General features: G+C 61.2%; 20 protein-coding genes. 14 read left to right on the forward strand and 6 right to left on the reverse strand.

The features are described from left to right. The first annotated feature begins 87 nt into the window (after positions 1 to 87). Positions 88 to 1,566 carry a leucyl aminopeptidase gene (locus MN186_RS03325; RefSeq protein ID WP_242111497.1) on the forward strand — a complete coding sequence of 493 codons (1,479 nt, stop codon included), beginning with the start codon at positions 88 to 90 and terminating at the stop codon, positions 1,564 to 1,566. 4 nt (positions 1,567 to 1,570) lie between these two features. Then, positions 1,571 to 2,083, forward strand: coding sequence for a DNA polymerase III subunit chi (locus MN186_RS03330; RefSeq protein ID WP_255743698.1), 513 nt, complete (start codon positions 1,571 to 1,573; stop codon positions 2,081 to 2,083). 29 nt (positions 2,084 to 2,112) lie between these two features. Here the strand turns inward: MN186_RS03330 and MN186_RS03335 are convergent, their stop codons facing one another. The 4 genes from MN186_RS03335 to MN186_RS03350 all read right to left on the reverse strand — a co-directional run bounded on the left by MN186_RS03335 (position 2,113) and on the right by MN186_RS03350 (position 5,626). Then, positions 2,113 to 2,694 carry a retropepsin-like aspartic protease family protein gene (locus tag MN186_RS03335; RefSeq protein WP_242111499.1) on the reverse strand — a complete coding sequence of 194 codons (582 nt, stop codon included), beginning with the start codon at positions 2,692 to 2,694 and terminating at the stop codon, positions 2,113 to 2,115. Between the two features lie 100 nt (positions 2,695 to 2,794). Beyond that, positions 2,795 to 3,418 carry a MarC family protein gene (locus MN186_RS03340; protein ID WP_255743700.1) on the reverse strand — a complete coding sequence of 208 codons (624 nt, stop codon included), beginning with the start codon at positions 3,416 to 3,418 and terminating at the stop codon, positions 2,795 to 2,797. Positions 3,419 to 3,420: 2 nt separating this feature from the next. Continuing rightward, entirely contained in the window at positions 3,421 to 5,277 is a 1,857-nt protein-coding gene (locus MN186_RS03345; RefSeq protein WP_242111500.1) for an ABC-F family ATP-binding cassette domain-containing protein, read from the reverse strand. A gap of 55 nt (positions 5,278 to 5,332) precedes the next feature. After that, positions 5,333 to 5,626 carry a hypothetical protein gene (locus tag MN186_RS03350; protein WP_242111502.1) on the reverse strand — a complete coding sequence of 98 codons (294 nt, stop codon included), beginning with the start codon at positions 5,624 to 5,626 and terminating at the stop codon, positions 5,333 to 5,335. Between the two features lie 280 nt (positions 5,627 to 5,906). Between MN186_RS03350 and ndk the strand changes: the two genes are divergently transcribed. Beyond that, positions 5,907 to 6,329 carry a nucleoside-diphosphate kinase gene (ndk, locus tag MN186_RS03355; RefSeq protein ID WP_242111504.1) on the forward strand — a complete coding sequence of 141 codons (423 nt, stop codon included), beginning with the start codon at positions 5,907 to 5,909 and terminating at the stop codon, positions 6,327 to 6,329. A gap of 157 nt (positions 6,330 to 6,486) precedes the next feature. Here ndk and MN186_RS03360 read toward each other — a convergent pair whose 3' ends face one another. Then, on the reverse strand, positions 6,487 to 6,828 hold the full coding sequence (locus tag MN186_RS03360; RefSeq protein ID WP_242111506.1) for a TfoX/Sxy family DNA transformation protein: 342 nt from the start codon (positions 6,826 to 6,828) through the stop codon (positions 6,487 to 6,489). A gap of 1,094 nt (positions 6,829 to 7,922) precedes the next feature. Between MN186_RS03360 and MN186_RS03365 the strand changes: the two genes are divergently transcribed. From MN186_RS03365 to MN186_RS03415, 11 genes are all read left to right on the forward strand, one after another. Further along, positions 7,923 to 9,053: an HlyD family secretion protein gene (locus MN186_RS03365; RefSeq protein WP_242111508.1), complete on the forward strand. Its 1,131-nt coding sequence runs from the start codon at positions 7,923 to 7,925 to the stop codon at positions 9,051 to 9,053. 18 nt (positions 9,054 to 9,071) lie between these two features. Further along, the gene (locus tag MN186_RS03370; protein WP_242111509.1) at positions 9,072 to 10,121 is read left to right on the forward strand and encodes an FUSC family protein; all 1,050 of its coding nucleotides are present in this window, start codon (positions 9,072 to 9,074) and stop codon (positions 10,119 to 10,121) included. 108 nt (positions 10,122 to 10,229) lie between these two features. Next, positions 10,230 to 11,888, forward strand: coding sequence for an ABC transporter ATP-binding protein/permease (locus MN186_RS03375; RefSeq protein ID WP_242111510.1), 1,659 nt, complete (start codon positions 10,230 to 10,232; stop codon positions 11,886 to 11,888). Beyond that, the gene (locus MN186_RS03380; RefSeq protein ID WP_242111512.1) at positions 11,885 to 13,489 is read left to right on the forward strand and encodes an amino acid ABC transporter ATP-binding/permease protein; all 1,605 of its coding nucleotides are present in this window, start codon (positions 11,885 to 11,887) and stop codon (positions 13,487 to 13,489) included. Before MN186_RS03375 ends, MN186_RS03380 begins: the two co-directional genes overlap by 4 nt. 78 nt (positions 13,490 to 13,567) lie before the next feature. Then, positions 13,568 to 15,181, forward strand: a complete 1,614-nt coding sequence (locus MN186_RS03385) for a cytochrome ubiquinol oxidase subunit I (RefSeq protein WP_242111514.1) — start codon at positions 13,568 to 13,570, stop codon at positions 15,179 to 15,181. Positions 15,182 to 15,186: 5 nt separating this feature from the next. Continuing rightward, entirely contained in the window at positions 15,187 to 16,347 is a 1,161-nt protein-coding gene (cydB, locus tag MN186_RS03390) for a cytochrome d ubiquinol oxidase subunit II (RefSeq protein WP_242111516.1), read from the forward strand. A gap of 15 nt (positions 16,348 to 16,362) precedes the next feature. Then, positions 16,363 to 16,512: a cytochrome bd-I oxidase subunit CydX gene (gene cydX / locus MN186_RS03395; RefSeq protein WP_242111517.1), complete on the forward strand. Its 150-nt coding sequence runs from the start codon at positions 16,363 to 16,365 to the stop codon at positions 16,510 to 16,512. 4 nt (positions 16,513 to 16,516) lie between these two features. Further along, positions 16,517 to 17,821 (forward strand): NAD(P)/FAD-dependent oxidoreductase, encoded by a 1,305-nt coding sequence (locus MN186_RS03400; protein ID WP_476726581.1) that lies wholly within the window; start codon positions 16,517 to 16,519, stop codon positions 17,819 to 17,821. Between the two features lie 15 nt (positions 17,822 to 17,836). Further along, positions 17,837 to 18,205, forward strand: a complete 369-nt coding sequence (locus MN186_RS03405; RefSeq protein ID WP_242111518.1) for a DUF5368 domain-containing protein — start codon at positions 17,837 to 17,839, stop codon at positions 18,203 to 18,205. Between the two features lie 84 nt (positions 18,206 to 18,289). Then, entirely contained in the window at positions 18,290 to 20,122 is a 1,833-nt protein-coding gene (locus MN186_RS03410) for a Na/Pi cotransporter family protein (protein WP_242111519.1), read from the forward strand. A gap of 69 nt (positions 20,123 to 20,191) precedes the next feature. Beyond that, the gene (locus MN186_RS03415) at positions 20,192 to 20,449 is read left to right on the forward strand and encodes a hypothetical protein (protein ID WP_242111520.1); all 258 of its coding nucleotides are present in this window, start codon (positions 20,192 to 20,194) and stop codon (positions 20,447 to 20,449) included. On the opposite strand, the gene MN186_RS03420 is transcribed toward MN186_RS03415, so the two are convergent. Beyond that, on the reverse strand, positions 20,446 to 21,348 hold the full coding sequence (locus MN186_RS03420; protein WP_242111522.1) for a LysR substrate-binding domain-containing protein: 903 nt from the start codon (positions 21,346 to 21,348) through the stop codon (positions 20,446 to 20,448). The genes MN186_RS03415 and MN186_RS03420 overlap by 4 nt on opposite strands. Positions 21,349 to 21,358 lie beyond the last annotated feature (10 nt).

A 21,358-nucleotide genomic window follows, 5' to 3' on the forward strand; every position in this document is an offset into this window, starting at 1 on the left:
GATCCCGGCGCCGGGGAAAACTGCTATCTGGTCAATCCGGGCATGGCTGGGTAGGAAAGGCAAAAGATTGCTTGAAAGGAATGCCGCATGACGACCCCGATCCAGCCTGTTTTCAGTGAAGTGAACCTTGATGCCATTGGCGAACATGAAGGCCGCGTGGCGGTGGTTCTGTCTGAGCCCGGCAAGCTCCACCCAGCAGCGCGCCGTGTCAACAAGCTGACGCGCGGTGCCCTTCTGCGCTTCGCCGAAAGCGAAGCGTTCGAGAAGATGAAAGACGGCGACACCCATGAACTGGCTTTTCCCACGGGGATGAATGCCGAGGCCGTGCAGGTCGTGCGCTTGGCCCCGCGTGCTGACCTGACACTTGCGCGCAAGGCTGGTGGCGCCATCGGCAAAGCTATGGCGGGCAAGGATGTTCTGGTTCTGGCAGGCCCCTTGAAACACGCGGACGAGCTTGCTTTGGGCGTCGTCCTGCGCGCCTATGCCTTCACCGACCACAAATCGGACAAGAATGCGAAGGATAAGGTGGGTGGCAACCTGGAGCTAATGGTGTCGAGGGTCGATCAGTATGACGGTGCGGCCGACCGGATTGCCGCGCTGAGCGAGGGTGTGTTTTTCACTCGCGATCTGGTCAACGAACCCGCCAACGTCCTGACCACCACCGAATTTGCCGACCGGCTGGCCGACCTGAAGACGCTGGGCGTCAAGGTCAAAATACTGGACGAGGCCGAGCTTGAGACACTGGGAATGCGCGCGCTGCTGGCCGTCGGGCAGGGGTCCGAGTCGCCCTCGAAGGTGGTTGTCATGGAATGGATGGGCGGCGAAAAGGATATCGCGCCGCTGGCGTTGGTGGGCAAGGGCGTTGTGTTTGACACCGGTGGCATCAGTCTGAAACCCGGCGCTGGCATGGAAGACATGACAATGGACATGGGCGGTGCGGGCACCGTGGCCGGCGTGATGAAAACACTTGCCACCCGCAAAGCCAAGGCCAACGTGGTCGGACTTGTCGGGCTGGTCGAAAACATGCCCGACGGACGTGCGCAACGTCCCGGTGATATCGTCACCTCGATGAAGGGCGATACGATCGAGGTGATCAACACCGACGCCGAAGGGCGGCTCGTGCTGTGTGACGTCATGTGGTACGCGCAGCAGGAATATAAACCTGCGGGCATGATCGACCTTGCGACCCTGACCGGCGCCATCATTATCGGCTTGGGGAACGAAAACACGGGTGCCTTCTCGAATGACGACACCCTGTGCGACGGGCTGCTGGACGCCGCGAAATCCGAGGGCGAGGGCGCATGGCGGATGCCGATGGGCCCCGGCTATGACCAGCTGATCAAATCGCACAAGGCGGACATGAAAAACGTTGGCGGGCGGGCTGCGGGCTCGATCACCGCCGCGCAATTCCTTGGCCGCTTCGTCAAGGAAGGCCAGCCGTGGATTCATCTGGATATCGCCGGCACCGCGCAGGTGGATAAGGACGGGCCGTTGGCACCCAAGGGCGCGACCGGCTGGGGCGTTCTAACCCTGAACCGTCTGGTCCAGGACATGTTCGAGGCCTGATGGCATGACCGACGCGGCAGCGGATAAATCGGGCGGGCAGGGCGCGCAGGATAAAACAGGCGGCGAGGTCCTGTTCTATCACATGACGCGCAGCCCGCTTGAGGCCACGCTGCCAGCACTGTTGCAAAAATCGCTGAGCGCAGGCTGGACGGTCTGCGTTCGCGGCACCGATGCAGGGCGGATGACATGGCTGGACGAACGGCTGTGGACCACCACCGATGACGGCTTCCTGCCGCACGGGCAGGCGGGCGGGCCGCATGACGCCGACCAACCGGTTCTTTTGACAACCGATAGTGACTTTCCCAACGCTGCCAACACTTTGATCGCGGTGGATGGCGCATTGGTCAGCGCGGATGAAATGACCCGCCTGACCCGCGTCAGCATATTGTTTGACGGCAACGACCCCGATGCCGTTGCTCATGCTAGATCACAATGGAAAGAGGTAGTCGCGGCAGGTTGCACCGCGAAATACTGGAGCCAGGAAAGTGGCCGGTGGGAGATGAAGGCAAGCTCGTAACCACCCGTTTTTTCGATGAAAAGTGACGGCTATCGTGTCAGGATCAGCTTGTCGCTCAAAATCTCAATTTTCTCGAACCGTTGCAAATAATCATTGCCCAGAAGCGACCCCGGCATTTCGCCGTCATTCACCCAGACCTCGACCCCGTAATCCATGATGCCCAAAAGCTCGACCCGCGCGATACGGGCGGGGGCGGTGCGCACGGGGCCATTCGCGCTCATCGCGCGACCGAAAAAGCGTAGCGCGTCCATCTGAACACCTGCTTTCAAGGCATCCTCTTTCGTCAGGACGATCTGGCTGGCACCGGTATCGATGACAAAGTCGACGGGCTGCCCGTTCATCAAAAGGGTTGCATAGAAATGCCCGTCAAAGGCGCGCGGCAAGACGATCTGCCCGGTTTCCTGCACCACGCTTTGGCGCGGCGAGATGTCGTTGCGGATGTCGTTCCACAGCCCAACACCCGCCAACGCGCCAACGAAAATCAGCGCCCAGATCAGGGCATGACGCAGGGTTTGACCGATGTTCTTGCGGTTTTCGGCAATGAAATACCCACCAATCGCCGCCAGAAGCAGCGTGAAATAGGCTATCCGGGCATAGTCATCGCCGGTCATCGTGATCTCCGTACATCCCTTTGATCAAGATATAGGAACGCGCGCACAGGATGTCACCCGGTCGTCTTGGGTCAGGTGCGGATTGGGTATATGAGCCGCGTCAGCTTAACATGCCGAAATTGTGCAGTCCGTCCAAGATGAACTGAACCGCCAAGGCTGCCAAAAGCATCCCCAACACGCGGGTCACGATCTTGATCCCGGTTTCGCGCAGCATATGCTCCAGCAGGGATGCGATGTTGAACATCAAGAAGGTGATCAGCAAGACCAGCGTCATTGCGATCAGCGCAAGCGTCACGCCCGAAAACCCATCCCCCTGGCCGGACAACAGGATCATCGTAGCAATTGATCCCGGTCCGGCCAAGAGCGGCATGGCCAGCGGGAAAACCGAAGGATCATCTTCGCTTTCGACGCCTTCCTCACTTTGATCCTTGCGCCGCTGCGTGCGGCGTTCAAACAACATGTCCAGCGCCAGCAATAGCAATAGAATACCACCGGAAATGCGGAACGCAGGCATCGAGATGCCAAGCGAGCCCAAAACATTTTCACCCAGAAACGCGAACAGAACCAACAAAACGCCCGCAATCAAGCAGGCGCGCAATGCAATCGACCGTCGTTCCTGCGCTGTTTTGCCCTGTGTCAGAGCAATAAAAAGCGGCAAGATGCCAATGGGGTCCATCACCACGAAAAGCGTGACAAATGCGGGAATGAAAACATCAAGATCCAAGTTTAACCTTCGGCTTTCTCTAACTTTCCCTGCGCGCGCAGCCAAAGTTCTTCGGCCCGGTCCAGTGCCTCGTGCACCTCGGCGTGTTTCTTTTGCCAGACAACGACCTCGTCCTTGCGCTCGGGTTCATAGATTGCGGGGTCGCCCAGTTTTGCGTCCAGCTTGTCGCGCATCGCCTCCAGCTTTTCAACCCGTGCTTCGGCTTTTCGCAGCTCGGACCGCAAGGCAAGGATCGTGTCACGGTCGGCGCGCTTGGAAGTGGCGGGGGCGGGTTTCACCTTGGCTGGTTTCCTGTCCTCATCCGCTGTTAGAAGCATCTTTCGGTAATCGTCCAGATCGCCCTCGAACGGGGCGACGCCACCCTTGTTCACCAGCCACAGCCGGTCGGCCACCAGCCCCAACAGGTGCATGTCGTGGCTGACCAGAACGACCGCGCCGGTATAAGCTGTCAGCGCCTCGACCAACGCCTCGCGGCTTTCGATGTCCAGGTGGTTGGTCGGCTCGTCAAGGATCAACAGATGCGGCGCGTCCAGCGTTGCCAGCAGCAGCGTCAACCGCGCTTTCTGGCCGCCTGACAGCCGGGCCACCACAGTTTCCGCCTGATCGGCCCCCAGCCCGAAGCCTGCCAGCCGCGCGCGATGGCGACCGGGCAGTTCGTTGGGGCGCAGACGGCGCAGGTGGTCGATGGGGGTTTCATCTTCGTAAAGTTCGTCCATCTGGTGCTGGGCGAAATAGCCGATGCGTAGCTTGGATGACTTGGTCATGCGTCCGCTCATCAGGGGCAGACGATCGGCCAACAGCTTTGACAAGGTGGATTTGCCCTGACCGTTCTTGCCCAAAAGCGCGATCCGGTCGTCCTGATCAATGCGCAGGTCCATCCGCGACAGAATGGTGGTGTCACCATAGCCGCAGGATGCGCCCTCCATATTGATGATCGGGGGCGACAGTTCCTCGGGCTCGGGAAAGCTGAACGCCTTCAACGCGGCCTCTTGCGGGGTCGAGATGGTCTTGAGCTTCTCGATCATCTTCAGCCGAGATTGGGCTTGCACGGCCTTCGACGCCTTCGCGCGGAACCGGTCCACGAAACTCTGAAGATGGGCGCGGCGGGCTTCCACCTTTCGGTTTTCACTTTCCGCCACGGCCAAACGCGCCGCGCGGGTTTCGGCGAAGCGATCATAGGGGCCTTGGTAAAGCGTCAGCTTCTTGTCTTCGAGGTGCAGGATCGCACCAACCGAGCGGTTCAGAAGCCCGCGGTCGTGGCTGATGATCAGGACCGTGTGGGGATAGCGTGTCAGGTATTGCTCCAGCCAAAGCGCACCTTCAAGGTCCAGATAGTTGGTCGGTTCGTCCAGCAGCAAAAGATCAGGCTGGGCAAACAATACGGCAGCCAACGCCACACGCATCCGCCATCCACCGGAAAAATCGGCACAGGGCAGGGCGTGCTGGTGATCGTCGAACCCCAGCCCCTTGAGGATGGATGATGCCCGCGCCTCGGCGCTCCAGGCGTCGATATCGGTCAACCGGGTCTGAATATCGGCAATGCGTGTTGCGTCGCTGGCGGTCTCGGCCTCGTCCATCAGGGCGGCACGCTCGGTGTCGGCGGCCAGCACCGTGTCCAGAAGCGACGTTTGCGAGGCCGGAACCTCCTGCGCCACCCCCCCGATCCGTGCGCCCTTTGGCACCGAAATTTCACCCGATTCCAAAGATAACTCGCCCCGGATCAGGCGAAACAACGTGGTCTTTCCGGTGCCATTTCGCCCCACAAGACCAACCTTGTGACCATCAGGAATGGTGGCCGAGGCGCCTTCGAACAGCGGGCGGCCTTCGACGGCATAAGTGATGTCTGAAATGCGTAACATGCGTGGCGCATACCAGAGCCACCAAGCCGGCGCCAGACGCCCGACGCCGAATTTCTTAGTTCAACAGCGTTTCAATGCCGTCAGCCTCGAATGTCGCGAAACCGACCATCGGGCTGTCGCCATCGTACGAAAAGACGAAAACGTGGATTTGTTCATGCAGAATAGACGCCCGGCAGAACGCGTTTTCCTGCGCAAGGCTGTCCGGGCAGTTTTCAAGATCGATATGCGGAACGGCCGCTTCAAATTGTTCATATGTAAGTTGCGCCGGTGTTTGCTCTGCGGTGGCTGTCACCGGAAACAGGGCGGCGGCTGACAGCATGGCGGCAGCGGCGGAGCGAATGATTGACATGAGAGTTCCTTTTCTGGAGTGGAATCGCGAAATGCTTACAGAAAAAGTCAGGCATAAGGCAAGCTAAAACTTACTGAAACAGTCGGATATACTTTCGGTGGGCAAATACCTCGTATGTCGGGGTAATTGGTTGGGCCAGATGAGCGGCCCAAGTTCGCGCCATGCAGCATCAATCGCCACTTTTCAAAACCCCAAGCCCATGCTACGGGAGCCGCAACTAACACGCGCGGGGGGCTGTCATGGGCAGCGTCCCCGCGCCCCAAAACGCAAAAGGATCAACATGGCCATTCAACGCACGTTCTCGATCATCAAACCCGATGCCACCAAACGCAACCTGACCGGTGCGATCAACGCCAAGATCGAAGCCGCGGGCCTGCGCATCATCGCGCAGAAACGCATCCACATGACCCAGTCTCAGGCCGAAACCTTCTATGGCGTCCACAAAGAACGCCCCTTCTTCGGCGAATTGGTGGAATTCATGATCTCGGAACCGGTCGTCGTTCAGGTGTTGGAAGGCGAAAACGCGATCAAAGCCTATCGTGATGTGATGGGCGCGACCAACCCGGCAGACGCGGACGAAGGCACGATCCGTAAAGAATTCGCCGAGTCCGTCGGAGAAAACTCGGTCCACGGCTCGGACGCGCCGGAAACCGCCAAAGAAGAAATCGCTTACTTCTTCTCGGGTCTTGAACTGGTCGGCTAAGCGGCGCCGTCAAAATGACAAAAGATGACGATAGGCCGTCCGAAGAAAATCGGGCGGCCTTTTTCCTTCACCTGTCTTTTTCTGGCTGAAAATATCTTGGGGCGAGCGGCCTTGGTCGCGAGGGGCAGCGCCCCATAGGCTCACATAGTGAGCTATCTCAAAGGTTCGGGTTTTTTAGCACCCCGATCTCATCCAAGATCGCTTCCATCTTGTCTTCCGGCGGCTTGTTCGCACTCGCTTCGGCCTTTAGTGCATCAAACCGCGCACGCAATTCGACTTTTTCTTTGCCCTTGCAGTCGTTCCACGGGCGGCCCTGCAACCCCATGACCATGGCGTAATAGCCGATAAAGTGAGGTTGCGAACCCGCCGCCAACAGCCGACGGTAGCCCTCATCAGCGCCCAAGTCTCGCAGTTCATGCGCCGTGTGAATGCCAGCCCGTGCGAAAGATGCATCCGACGCTGGCCCAAGATTGCGTATGGACGAAACAGGATCAGTCATGATCCCAATTTAAGCGTGTTGCTCAACCGTGAAAACCCGTCAGATACTGGCCCAGTCCGTGAACACCACAGCGGGCGTTTCCGGTTCCTCGGTTTTGGTTCTATCTGTTTTCGGCGGTGTTTGCTGTCGAAGATAACGAACGACACGTTGTGGTGTTTTAATCTGTTTTATCTGTGACTTATATACCATTTCCCCACTCCAGTTATTCGGTTCGCGCCTGAATATGACGCACCATTTTCCCCACCAGAGATCTTTCGATATGAACACGTTAACAGATTATGAACCTTAGGTCGCGAACAAAAGTTTCACAATTGTGTTGTATATTGAAACATTGTGGCGCATTGGTCACGATTTTTTGCAGCGTCGCGGCGTCGCGCAGGAGGGTGGTCGGCCCTTACACACGCCAAGGCTGAGGACAGTCGTGAAGACCCCCCGCACGCTTTTGGAACCCCCTCCGCTTTCGCGCGTTGCATCAATAACCGTCACAATAAGGAAAGGAGTACGGTCATGTTCAGACCTCTCCGACTTCTAATGATCGCCATATGGGTTGCCTGTGTTACCGGTACTGCGGTGGTCGTGTTTCTCAGCTTGGAATGGGTCACTTGGATTGCCTTCGCCGCTGCCGGCGTGCTGGGGCTGGTCATTGGCGTCCCCGCCGGGATTTGGAGTGCACGGGCTATCAAGCGGGATGATCCGAACTGGCCTCCTAAAAGAAGACGTGTCCCGCGCAAGACGGGACCTTAGTTTGGGCTGAAATGCCGGCGGATTGCGAGGGCAGCGCCCGGTCGCGCAACCGTGATTTCGCACAACTGCCATCTCTCACGGTAGCGTGGCTCTATAACCCAATTTATATGAGCTCGAAGTGATCTGCCAGATTTTCCGGCGACTTGACGTTCGGTCTGGGCAAGTTAGCAGCCAGAGAGAGGGCGCACCGGTTCGGATCGCACAACCATCGCTTAACCAAGGGCAGGCTTCTGCGTTACGGGCAGGGCGCATGGTTCTGCGTGGGTTAAAAGCTTGCGCGAATTTCCACTGGTCCTTTCCCTGCAATTCATGTCTACCTGAGGTTTCGACAAAGACAGGAAGGAATGACAGTGCGTGAGCCACAAGCCTCTGCGACCGGCCAGACCCCGACCACAACCGACGCCGCCGATCAGGCCAGCAACCCCGCCAAGGCGATCTCCGTGATCGTTATTGTGCTATTGCTCGCGATGACAGTGGTCTATGCGCTGAGCGATCGTTTGGCGCCGTCTACATCACGCGGAGTTATTGCCGCCCATGTCGTGCAGGTCGCGCCCAAGGTCTCGGGCGAGGTGACAGAGGTGCATGTTATGGACGATGCCGTGGTGCAATCAGGCGACCCTCTGTTCACACTTGATACCCGTCCCTTCGATCTGGCGCTGGCACAGGCCGAGGCGAACCTGATGTCGACAACGCAAGGGATCAACGCCTCAAGCGCGTCGTTGGTCGCCGCACAGGCCACAGTAACCCAGGCGCGCACCGCGCTTGACACCACTCGCGCCGAGGCCGACCGCATCTTCCGTCTGGAAGAGCGCGGCATTGCATCGGCGGCGCAGGGCGACAAGGCGCGCGGGCAGGTGGCAGATGCCGAAGCCCGGTTGGCCTCGGCGCAGGCAAGCCTTGAAAGCGCACGCGAACAGCTTGGGCCCGACGGCGAGGACAACCCCGCCATCCTTGCAGCGCAGGCTCAGCTTGAGCGGGCGCAATATGACCTTGCCTCGACCACCGTGCGCGCGCCGCATTATGGCGTCGTGACCAACGTGCAACTGTCCGAGGGCCAGTTCGTCGGCGCAGGCAATCCCGCCCTGACCTTTATCGACGCGGATGCCGCCTGGGTCACGGTCGATCTGCGCGAAAACCAGTTGCAAAAGATCGAGGTCGGCGACAGCGCCAACCTGCTGTTCGACGCCGTGCCCGGACGCATTCTGGAAGGCCGCGTTCAAAGCATCGCGTGGGGCATCAATCCGGGGCGCAATGTGCAGGGCGGTCTGGTCGTGAACCAGCCGACGAACCGCTGGTTCGAACCCGCTCGCCGCATTCCCGTGCGGATCGAGTTGGCTGGCGGCATGGACGATTGGCCCCGTCCGGCGCGGGTGGGCGGCAAGGTCCACGCGGTTGTCTTTGCGGGTGGCAAGTCCAACCCCATCGCCTGGATCGCAGGCGGGCTGCAACGGGTCCGGTCCTGGACCAGCTTCCTGCACTAATCCGGGCAGGATCGCGCGATGTATGTCACCCCACGTCCCAATGTGAACGAAGACCCGCTGTATGCGGTGCGCCTTGGTCTGACGGGCATGCTGGCTTATGCAGCCATCCCGATCATCAACCCGGCGCTGCCGCCCATCATTGCGGCCCTTCCCGTGGGGCTGATTGCCGCGCAGCGCAAGGCGTTCAACCCGGTCAAGATGATTGCTGCCCCGATCGTGATGATCATTCTGGTCTACGTGATGACGTGGTTCGTTGAACAGTTGCGCCCGTTGCCAGTTGTCTATGTGGGCGCGCTGTGGCTGGTTTATTTTGCGGCGTTTCGGATGATCCTGAAAACCGGCGCCCCGATGGGAATGTTGATCATCATTGTCGCGGTCCTGATGTCGGTGATGGGGATGCACGGCTCTGCCACGGTTGAGACCATGCGCGACGGGTTCGTTCAAGCCGCGCTGGTTGCGGGGCTGATCGGGCCGCTGGTCTATCTGGTTCTGCCCGCCCGTACGACTGAAAAACACGTGGACAACCCCGTGCCCAGCCCCGGCAATATCGACATGGGCGCCGCCATCCGGGCCACCGTTTTGCTGGGTCTGTCGTTCTGGCTCTATTCGGTCATGCAACCCTCGGACATGATGATGGCGATGGTGGCGGCGATGGTGATCGTGTTTCCCACCCGCACCGCAGTCTGGTCCGAGGCATGGCAGCGTGTGCGGGCCACGTTTTACGGCGCGTGGATTACTCTGGCTGTGCTGGCCGTGTTCACCTTCTCGCAGCACCTTTTGATCCTGCTGGGCTTGATATTCCTGTCGGGCCTGTATCTGGGCAGCAGGATGTTGGACGGACGCCACCCCAGCATGGTTTACCAATACGGCTATTCCGTGATGCTGTCGCTGGTGGCAGGGGCGTTGTCCACGCAAGACCCCACCTATGCGACCTTCACGCGGGTCGTCCTGACCCTCGCGGGGGCGTTCACGGCTGCGTTTACCGTGGCTTTGCTGGATCTTCTAACCAACTGGCGCGGCAGCGACGCGCCGCATCCGGCGTTTTGGGACGATGCACCACACCTGTGACCCAGCCCGCGCCGGTGGCCTTGGTGTCGCACCCCCGGCCTTGGTGACTTGAAAGCCCATGCCGCCCGTGGTCCCCTGCGCGCCAGACGCGCGAAAGGCCAATCGAGTATGAGCGAACCGGGCAACCAGACGGAATCAACCAGCCGCCGCCGCGCGCAGGACCGGATCATCGCACCGGTCGCCGGCACGCTGCGCAAGGCGGGCGTGCTGTCAGTTCTGTCTGGCTTGATCTGGCCGCTTCAGGCAGGCGTTCTGGCCTGGGCGGTCGCGGGCTGGGTTTTGGGCGACATGGGGCGCACCGCACCCGCGGCTGCTGTCTTCGTGGTTGGGGGGCTTGTCCGGGCCGCTTTGGATCACCGGGCGGGCTACTGTCTTTTTGACGCCGCCGACCAGACCATTGCCCGCGAACGCGCGACCCTGATCGGGCGCGAGGGGCGGGCACGTGCGCCAGTCACCTCGGCCGAGGTGGCCGCGCTTCTGGTGCAAAAACTGCCGCTGCTGCAACCGTGGATCACCCGTTATTACGTCGCGATGGTGCGGGTGTCGTTGCTGCCGCTTGTCTTGCTGGCGATCACCTTCTGGTTTTCTTGGGCGGCGGGGCTGGTCCTGTTGGTGGCCGGGCCCCTTATCCCTGTTTTCATGGCGCTGGTCGGGATGGCGGCCGAGGATGCCTCGCGCAAGCAGATGGTCGAGATCGGGGCGATGAACGCGATGCTGATGGACCGGCTGTCGGCCATGCTGGACATCCGGCTTCTGGGCGCGACCGGGCGGGCCACGCGCGATTTCGCGACGCGGGCCGAGGGGCTGCGCCTGCGCACCATGGCGGTCTTGCGGGTGGCGTTCCTGTCCTCGACCGTTTTGGAGCTGTTCAGCGCCATAGGCGTCGCGATGGTCGCGGTTCTTGTTGGCTTTACCTTGCTGGGCGAAATCACGTTCGGCAGTTGGGGCGGATCGCTTGGACTGGCCGAAGGGCTGTTCCTGCTGCTGATCGCGCCCGAGTTCTTCCAGCCCTTCCGCGATCTGGCAACCGCGTGGCATGACCGCGCGGCGGGGCTGTCGGTGGTGGCCGAGCTGGACGCGCTGGACGCCGCCGACCGTGTGCCCTTCCTTGGACTGGCCGAGCGTTGCGCGCCGCTGGATGGCCCGCTGTCGGTCGATCTGTCAGGAGCGGTGGTCGCATTGCCCGGCACGCGGCTGGCCTTGCCGGACCTGCGGCTGGACGTGGGCGAGGCCGTTGCGCTGACCGGACCCAGCGGGGCGGGTAAAAGTACGGCGCTTCTGGCCATCGCGGGATTGGTTCCGCTGGCAGAGGGCCATATCAACGTCTGCGGCACGCCGCTGGACCACGGCACCGCAGATGCTTGGCGCGCGCGTGTCGCCCTGATCCCCCAAGCCCCGCATTTCCCCGACCAGACCCTGCGCGATTGGCTGGGTGACGATGTTGCCGATCCGAGGCCCGCGTTGCGCCTTGCCAATGCCGACCGTTTTGTTGCGCGGTTGCCCGACGGGCTGCACACCCGCCTTGGCGAAACCGGTGGTGGCGTGTCGGGCGGCGAGGCGCGGCGGCTGATGATCGCCCGCGCGGTCCTGAGCGGGCGCGAGTTGATCCTGGCCGACGAGCCGACCGCCGATCTGGACCCGGACACTGCCGCCCGCGTCATCGACGCGCTGCTTGGGCTAAAACGGGCCGGACACAGCCTGATCGTTGCGACACATGATCCGGCGCTGGCAGGTGCCATGGACAGAATAATCGAGATCCCGTCATGAAGGCGCTTCTTCCTATCATTCGTGTGCTGCTAAGCGCCGCGCCGCAGGCCATGTTCCGGGGGGCGCTGTTGTCGGTAATCGTTCTGTTGATGGGCGCGGCCCTTCTGGGCCTGTCGGGATGGTTCATCACCGCGACCGGCGTTGCGGGATTGGCAGGCGTGGGCATCGCGTTTGACGTCTTTCGCCCCTCGGCAGGCGTGCGGTTTCTGGCGCTGGGACGCACGGCGGCGCGCTATGGTGAACGGCTGCTGACCCATGACGCCACCCTGCGTGCGCTGGCGGCGCTGCGGGTGACGCTTTTGCGCGGGCAGGCAAGGCTGGGCGCGCGCGCACTGTCGCGGCTCAGGGCCGAAGCGGTGCTGACCCGCATCGTCTCGGACGTCGATGCGCTGGACGGTGTGATCTTGCGGCTGTTCCTGCCGGCGCTGGCGGGTCTTGTCACCCATGCGGTCGTCTTTGCGGCGCTTGGCTGGCTGGCGGGTTGGCCCGTCGCGCTGGCTGTGGGGCTGGGATATGTGCCGCTCGCCGCGCTGATCTTCTTGGCGTTGGGACGCACAACCGTGAACCCGTCCGACCGGGCCGAAACACTGGCGCAGGCGCTGCGGCGCGGGGTGATCGACATGATCCGGGGCCGACAGGCGCTGATCCTTGATGGGGCCCTTGGCCCGCGTGAGGCGCAGCTTGGCGAGTTGGACAGCGCCACCCGACAGGCCGCGCGCAGCCTTGACCGGGCCGAGCGGTTGGCGGGCGCGGGCCTGTCGGCTCTGGTGGCCGGGGTGACGGGGCTTGCGCTGCTGGTCGGCGGTTGGGCCGTCGCCGGGGGCGCGATTGGCCCGGCAAGCGGCGCGATTGGCATTTTCGTTGCGCTGGCGCTGGCCGAAACCCTGCCGCCGCTGGCGCGTGGGGTGGCGGAATACGGCAAGATGGCCGGGGCCGCAGGGCGGATTGCGCTGGAAACGGATACGGCGCCGGACGCGCTGCCTGTGCCAGACATGGATCGCGACGCTTCTGCCGTCTTACAGATTCACCAGCCTGCACTGACCCTGTCGCTTGCGCCGGGGCAGGCGGCGGCGGTGACCGGGCCAAGCGGCAGCGGCAAGACCAGCCTGTTGATGCAGATTGCGGGCCTTGCCCCGGACACAGGCATCACCATTCTGGGCACCGGTCCCGGCACATGGCCCGAGGACGCGCTGCGCGACACGTTGACCATGGTCCCGCAGCGCAGTGCGCTGCTGGCGGGCACGATCCGCGACAACCTTGCCCTGGCGGCCGCGGTAGACGACGGCCAGATGTGGCGCGCGCTGGACGCGGTGGTGCTGGGCGATATGATTCGCGCCCGCGGCGGGCTGGACATGGACTTGGGCGAAGGGGGCGCGGGCTTGTCCGGCGGGCAGGCGCGCCGTCTGGCGCTTGCGCGTGCCATTTTGCGCCAGCCGCGCCTTCTGCTGCTGGACGAACCGACCGAAGGGCTGGACCGCGACACCGCCGACCGTGTTCTTAGGGGCGTTCGCGCCGCCTTGCCCCAGGCAGCAATTTTAGCGACACTGCACCGCAGTGCTGATCACCCGGTCTTTGATATATCTAAGGCCATGAATGTATGACGGTGGTGCTTTCAAACCCAGACCCTGGTTTCGGATACGCTACCCTGAAAACAGAATGCCATCGAAGGAGTACCGGAAATGGAACTTGATGTTGTTGAGCTGTCTCGCCTGCAATTCGCGATGACGGCTATGTATCACTTCCTGTTTGTCCCCCTGACGCTGGGTCTGGCCGTGATCGTCGCCATTATGGAGACCGTCTATGTCATGACCGACCGTCCGATCTGGCGGCAGATGACGAAATTCTGGGGGCTTCTGTTTGGCATCAACTTCGCCATCGGCGTCGCCACCGGTATCACGATGGAATTTCAGTTCGGGATGAACTGGTCCTATTTCAGCCACTACGTCGGTGACATCTTCGGCGCGCCCCTTGCGCTTGAAGGGCTGATGGCGTTTTTCCTGGAGGCAACCTTTGTGGGGCTGTTCTTCTTTGGCTGGGACAAGCTCAGCAAAGTGGGTCACCTGACCGTCACATGGCTGGTGGCCATCGGGTCCAACTTCTCGGCGCTGTGGATTCTGATCGCCAATGGCTGGATGCAGAACCCGGTCGGCGCACAGTTCAACCCCGACACGATGCGGATGGAGATGACAAGCTTTTTCGATGTCATGTTCAACGAAGTCGCACAGGCGAAATTCGTACACACGGTATCGGCGGGCTATGTCACGGCGTCTGTGTTCGTGTTGGGCGTGTCGGCGTGGTATCTGCTCAAGGGTCGCCATGTTGAATTGGCGCGCCGGTCCATCACGGTTGCGGCGTCCTTCGGGTTGGCTTCGGCTTTGTCGGTGGTGGTGCTGGGCGACGAGTCCGGTTATTCGGCTACGCACAGCCAGCGCATGAAGCTGGCGGCGATGGAGGGGATGTGGGAATCCGAGCCCGCGCCTGCGTCTTTCACCCTGTTCGGTCTGCCCGACCAGGAAGCGCGCGAGACGAAATACGCCGTGCATATTCCTTATGTCATGGGGCTGATCGGCACGCGGTCGCTGACGACCGAGATCACGGGCATTCACGAGCTGATCGCCCAATCGGAAGAGCGGATCCGTTCGGGCATCGTCGCCTATGACGCGCTGATGACGATCCGCGAAGACCGCGAGGCCACCACGCCGGACGTGCGCGAGACGTTCGAACGCCACGGCGGCGATCTGGGCTATGCCTTCTTGCTGAAACGCTATGTCGATGACCCACGCGCGGCGAGCGAGGAACAAATCGTTCAGGCATCCAACGACACCTTGCCGAAGGTCTGGCCGCTGTTCTGGGCGTTTCGCCTGATGGTGGCTCTGGGCTTCAGCTTCATCGCGGTCATGGCCTATTTCTTCTGGTGTTCCAGCATACGGAGGCAGACCTATCCCCGGTGGGCGCTTTGGGGGGCGGTGATGATCATTCCAACCCCGTGGATCGCGGCCGAACTGGGCTGGTTCGTGGCCGAATACGGCCGCCAACCGTGGACGGTGGACGGGGTGTTGCCCACGGCGCTATCGGTCAGTCACCTGTCGGTGGCCGATCTGCTGTTGACGCTGGCGGGCTTCGTCACCTTCTACACGGTGTTGTTCATCGTCGAGATTGGCTTGATGCTGAAATACATCCGCAAAGGCCCGTTCGAGGACGTGGAAGAAACCGAAATCTGGACCGCGCAGCACGAACATCGCCTGCGCACCCATGACGGCAAGGTTCCCTTTGCCGACACACCAGCGGAGTAATTGCCATGATCCTGCATGAATTCATAAGCTACGATATCCTGCGCGTGATCTGGTGGGGGCTTCTGGGCATCCTGCTGATCGGCTTTGCACTGACCGACGGGTTCGACATGGGCGTGGGCGCGTTGTTGCCTTTTGTCGCCAAAACAGATGTCGAGCGGCGCGTGGTCATCAACACCGTCGGCCCGGTGTGGGAGGGCAACCAGGTCTGGTTCATCCTTGGCGGGGGGGCTATCTTTGCCGCCTGGCCGCCGCTTTACGCGGTCAGCTTCTCGGGCTTCTATTTGGCGATGTTTGTCATTCTGGCGGCGCTTATCGTGCGACCCGTGGCTTTCAAATACCGATCGAAACGTGACGGCGCGCGTTGGCGGGCGACGTGGGACTGGGCGCTCTTTGCTGGTGGTGCGGTGCCCGCGCTTCTGTTCGGCGTCGCGGTCGGCAACGTTCTGCAAGGCGTCCCGTTTGAACTGACGCCGGACCTGTTTGCCCGTTACGAAGGCGCGTTCTATGCCAAGTTTGCGGGGCTTCTGAACCCCTTTGCGCTGTTGGCTGGCGTGGTGTCTTTTGCGATGCTGCTGACCCATGGGGCGGCGTGGCTTTCGTTCAAGGCGGATAGCATCGTGGCCCAGCGTGCCCGCGCCATCGGCTCGGTTTCGGGGTTGGTGACGATCGGGGGCTATGTGCTGGCCGGGCTTTGGTTGGCGATTGGCATCGAAGGCTATGCCTTCACCTCGGAGGTTGCAGCCAATGGCCCGTCCAACCCGCTGTATTCCGAGGTCGTGCGCACCGATAGCTGGCTGTCGGCTTACGCCGCGCGGCCATGGATCGCACTGGCACCGGTTCTGGGGCTGGTCGGGATGGTCATGACCGTTCTGGGCCTGCGGGCCGGGCGCGAGGGCGCGACCCTGTTGTGGTCAAAACTGGGCATTTTCGGCGCGATTTCGTCGGTCGGGCTGATGATGTTTCCGTTCATCCTGCCGTCCAGCATCGACCCGCGGTCGTCGCTGACGGTCTGGGACAGCTCATCATCGCATCAGACCTTGTTCGTGATGCTGGTTGCGACGGTGATTTTCATGCCTTTGATCTTGGCTTACACGGCCTGGGTCTACAAGGTTCTCTGGGGCAAGGTGACCGAGGCGGATGTGACCGACTCCCACTCGGCCTATTAAGGAAAGGAAAACAGGATGTGGTATTTTGCCTGGCTGCTTGGCCTTCCATTGGCAGCGATCTTTGCCGTCGTAAACGCCATGTGGCTTGAAATGCAGCACGACCGCGCGCTGTCTAAACCGGACAGTCCGAGCGCCGACAGCAGTGGTCGCCCGCAGAAGGAATAGGAACATGATGGATCGCAGACAATTCATGACGCTTGCCTCGCTGGCCGGGGCGGGTGCGCTCGCAAACCCGCAAGTTGCGGGCGCAAGGGTTACCCCGATCGCGACGCAGGCCCGGATCGTCATCGTCGGGGCGGGCGCGGCAGGCACTGCGCTGGCCAATCGACTGGTGCAGCGGCTTGATGGCGCGAAGATCACAATTATTGACCCGCGCCGAGAGCATCTCTACCAGCCGGGTCTGTCGCTGGTTGCCGCAGGGCTGAAGCCGGCCGGATACGTCGTGTCCAGCACAGCAGACTGGCTGCCGTCGGGTGTGACTCTTATCCCCGATGCGGTCGCCGCCGTGGACCCCGAGACCCGCAAGGTCTCGACAACGGGTGGGCAGTCGGTCGATTACGACTTCCTGGTGCTGGCGCCGGGCCTCGTGCTTGACCACGACGCGATCGAGGGTTTCTCGCTCGACATGGTCGGAACGAATGGAATCGGCGCGCTCTATGCCGGGCCGAATTACGCGGCGCGAACATGGACTGCGGCGGCCGCGTTCACCGAGACCGGCGGCAAGGGGGTGTTTACCCGTCCCGCGACCGAGATGAAGTGCGCCGGCGCACCGCTGAAGCACACCTTCCTGATCGACGATATCGCGCGACGCGCCGGGAACTCAGGAAAGACCGAGATCGTCTATGCTGCGCATAATGACGCCCTTTTCAGCGTTCCGATCGTGTCGGAAAAGGTGCGGATGCTGTTCGCGGATCGTGGTTTCGCGACCGCCTACAGCCACGTCCTGAAATCCGTGGATGCTGAAAAGAAGATCGCCACCTTTACAACGCCGAATGGCGAGCAGGAGATGGACTACGACTACCTTCACGTCATTCCGCCGCAGCGCGCGCCCGAGTTCATCCGCCAGTCGGGGCTGAGCTGGGCCGACCGCTGGACCGATCAGGGCTGGGTCGAGGTTGACATGCACAGCCTGCGCCACCGCCGCTATCCGGACATCTTCGCGCTTGGTGACGTGGCGGGCGTGCCCAAGGGCAAGACCGCGGCCAGCGTCAAGTTCCAGGTGCCGGTGGTCGAGGATCACCTCGTCGCGTTGATTGACGGCCGCGAGGGCAGCGCAAGCTATGCCGGTTACACCTCGTGCCCCATGATCACCGCTATTGGCCGCGCGATGCTGGTGGAATTCGACTATGACAACAACCTGGTTCCGTCCTTTCCCGGCGTCATCGCGCCCCTGGAGGAACTGTGGATCACCTGGCTGATGAAGTCGGTCGCGCTCAAGGCGACCTACAACGCCATGCTGCGCGGCCGCGCCTGAGAAGGAGGCAGAACAATGGAAGAGATGACATTCGGCACCATGATCGCAGTCGCGGAAGAGATGTTCGGCAGGGGCCTGTTCTGGGCAATGGTCGCCGTCTCAGCGATCGTCACGCTTGCCTATATTTACGTCCTGATCCGCGACCGGTCGGTAAACTGGCGCAAGTTTCTGCTGGCGCAGCTTTCGATGCCCGTCGGCGCCGTCGCGGCGGTGGTGTTCGTTCAGGCGGTCACGGATTCCAGCCTTCGCGACATTGGCGGGCCGATCGACGTCATATTGCTGCTTGGCATTGCCCTGGTCGGCGCAATCGGGCTGGCGATCGTGGTCTATACTGCGCAATCCCTCATCCGCGGTAAGAGTAGCGTCAAAGATGGCGTGCGCTAAACCCGCCCCCGTCGGCGCATCGCGGCTTGAGAAACGTCATGCCATGCTGCGCGAGATGCGACCGAGGGAACGCGACGTGCCTTCATGATGAGAAGACTAACCTTGCCCGTCATCTTGCTGGTGCTGGGCGCGGGCTTCTGGGCCAGCCGTGACTTTCAGGAAATCGCCGCAGGTGTGGCGATTTTCCTGTTCGGGATGCTGATGCTTGAGGACGGGTTCAAGCTGTTCAGCGGCGGGTTTCTTGAGGTTCTGTTGGAAAAGGCGACCGCGTCGCTGCCCAAGTCGATGGGCTTCGGCATTCTGACCACTACGATCATGCAGTCCAGTTCGCTGGTCTCAATCATCACGATCTCGTTCCTGTCGGCAGGGCTGATTTCGCTTCTGGCCGGGGTGGGGATCGTGTTTGGCGCCAATATCGGCACCACGACAGGCGCATGGCTGGTGGCGGGGTTCGGGCTGAAGGTCAATATCTCGGCCTATGCCCTGCCGATGCTGGCGGTGGCGATTGTGCTGGTGTTCCAGACCAACAAATATCTGCGCGGGGCAGGGTTTGTGCTTGCCGGTCTTGGGTTCTTGTTCCTGGGCATCCACCACATGAAAGAAGGGTTCGAGGCTTTCAAGGACCAGTTCGACCTGACGCGGTTTGCATTGTCGGGGCTCGTCGGGCTGGTGGTCTATACCTTGGTGGGTGCGGCGGCGACGGTGGTCATGCAGTCCAGCCACGCGACGATGACCCTGATCATCACCGCGCTTGCGGCGGGGCAGATTTCCTATGAAAACGCACTGGCGCTGGCAATCGGGGCGAATATCGGTACCACGATCACCGCCATCATCGGAGCCATGACCGCGAATTATCAGGGCAAACGGCTGGCGCTGGCGCATCTGATCTTCAACGTGGTGACGGCGGGGATTGCGCTGGCCTTCATCGGGCCGCTGCGCCTTTTGGTGGACACGATCGCGGCGGGCGTGGGCATCCCTGACAATGATTTCAGTCTGAAATTGGCTGTGTTTCACACCGTGTTCAATACGCTGGGTGTATTGGTCATGCTGCCGCTCATGCGCCGACTGATCATCTTTCTGGAACGCGCCATCATTCCGCCGAAAGAAGATCTGAGCAAACCCAAATACCTGTCTGACGCCGTTGACGAGTTTCCGCAAACTGCGGAGGTTGCCCTTCGTCAAGAGGTCAAACACCTATACGACAACGCGGTCGAATTGATCGCGCATGGGCTAAACCTTCACCGAAAGAATATTTTCACAACCAAGGATATCGCCGCCACGGTCCGCGCCAGCCGCCGCCCGGTCGATTTTGACCTTGACGAACGTTACGAGGCGCGGGTCAAGACGCTGTATGCCGCGATTGTGGAATTTACCACGCGGGTCGGCACCAAAGACATGCCGACCGATGTCATGGATGATGTCTACATCCTGCGCGACGTGGCGGGGCGTATTGTGCGCGCGGTGAAATCAGTCAAGCATCTGCGCGGGAACGCCAGCCGGTATACCGAACGTCCACAGGGGGCTGTGACCGAACTATACAACCAACTTCGAACCGAGATTGCACGCATTTTGGTTGAAATCCGTCAACTTGACCTAGCGGACCCGAAGGATCGCTCGCCGCTTTGGCTGGATCAGCAGCGTGTGCAGGTTGAACAGGACGCCCGCGACACCAATGACCGGATCGAAGGGCTGATCCGCAAGCGGCAGCTTGATGCGTCGGTCGCGACCTCGTTCCTGAATGACTCTCACTATGCCTATTCGGCGATGCGCGATCTGTTGGGGGCGGCGCGGGCCTATTACATCGCGCCCGAGGATGCGCTGGCTGAGGTCGAGCATATTTTGGGGCTTGAGGATGAAGAACTGGGCAGCCTTGTTGCGAATGCGCTTGGTGATACGCACGATGACGTGACACAATGAACGGGAAAGACCGCCATATTGTTGCAAGAGCCATTCGACTGAGCAAACCGTTGAAAAAGAGGGCGTGCCGTGGGACTTGAAAGCACCATCGAGAAACTGGACAAGTATTTCGACCGGTTAGAGCAGGGCAAGGCGCAGAAGATCGAGCCCGAGCATGTAGACGAAGTGATCCGCAAACTGGAAGCGCGCGCCCAACAGCTTGAAGCCGAACTGGCCGACACCCATAAGGACGCCAAGAAAGAGCGTGTGTGGCAGAAGATCGAACTGGTGCACAAACAGAAAGACCGCGCGCTGTGGCTGAAAGAAAAGCTGTGCGAGGCACCTTAGCCCATCCGATAAGGCGCCAGGCTTTCGGTGAATACTTCCATGAATTCCAGCGAGATCATCGAGGGTTGCTTCAACGTCGGGCGCACCAGTGACAGCCGGTGCGGGATGGCGGGCGCAAATGGTCGGTGATCCAGGCCGCGCCCGACATATTTGTGGGCATCCAGCGCACTGACCACCGACACACCGACGCCCGCGCAGACCAATTCGCAGGCCGCGGTGAACTGGCGCGATTCCACCAACGAGTTGATGGCGGTGTTGGTCTTCTGAAACGCCTCGTTCAGGTCGCGGAAAAAGGTGCTGTCGCGCCTTGTGTGGATCAGGTTTTCATCCGCCAGATCACGTGGCCCGATAACCTTCCGTGCGCTCAACCTGTGCCCTGTCGGAAAGACACAGACAGTGCGGATGTCGATATGTTCGCTTTCGACTGCCGGATGGCCTTCGAACCCGTCGGTGATGCCGAAATCATATTGCTCGCCCACCATCCATTCCAGAATACGCTCGGGCCGGTCAGGTTCAAGTGTCACGCTGACGCCGGGGCGATCACGCAAAAAGCTGGCGACGACGCCGGGCAGGTGGCTGGTGGCGAAGCCGGGCAGGCAGGCAATGCTCAGATGCCCGGCTTTCTTGTCGGTGATGTTCTGACTGACCTCGGAAATCTGGGTCATCATGTCCAGCACGCGGCGAATATCGGGCAAGAGGTATCGCACCTCTTGCGTCGGCACCAACCGCCCGTCGCGCCGGTTGAAAAGGTTGAAGCCCAAAACGTCACGCAGATCGGACAGAAGGCGACTCACCGCCGGTTGGCTGATGCCCAATTCCTGCGCTCCGCGCGTCATCGAGCCGTGAAGCGTGACGGCCATCAGGGCCTCTAACTGGCGCAGCCGCAGAGCATGTGTCATCCGATGATCC

This window comes from Aliiroseovarius sediminis, assembly GCF_022678485.1.
Taxonomy (GTDB): domain Bacteria; phylum Pseudomonadota; class Alphaproteobacteria; order Rhodobacterales; family Rhodobacteraceae; genus Aliiroseovarius; species Aliiroseovarius sediminis.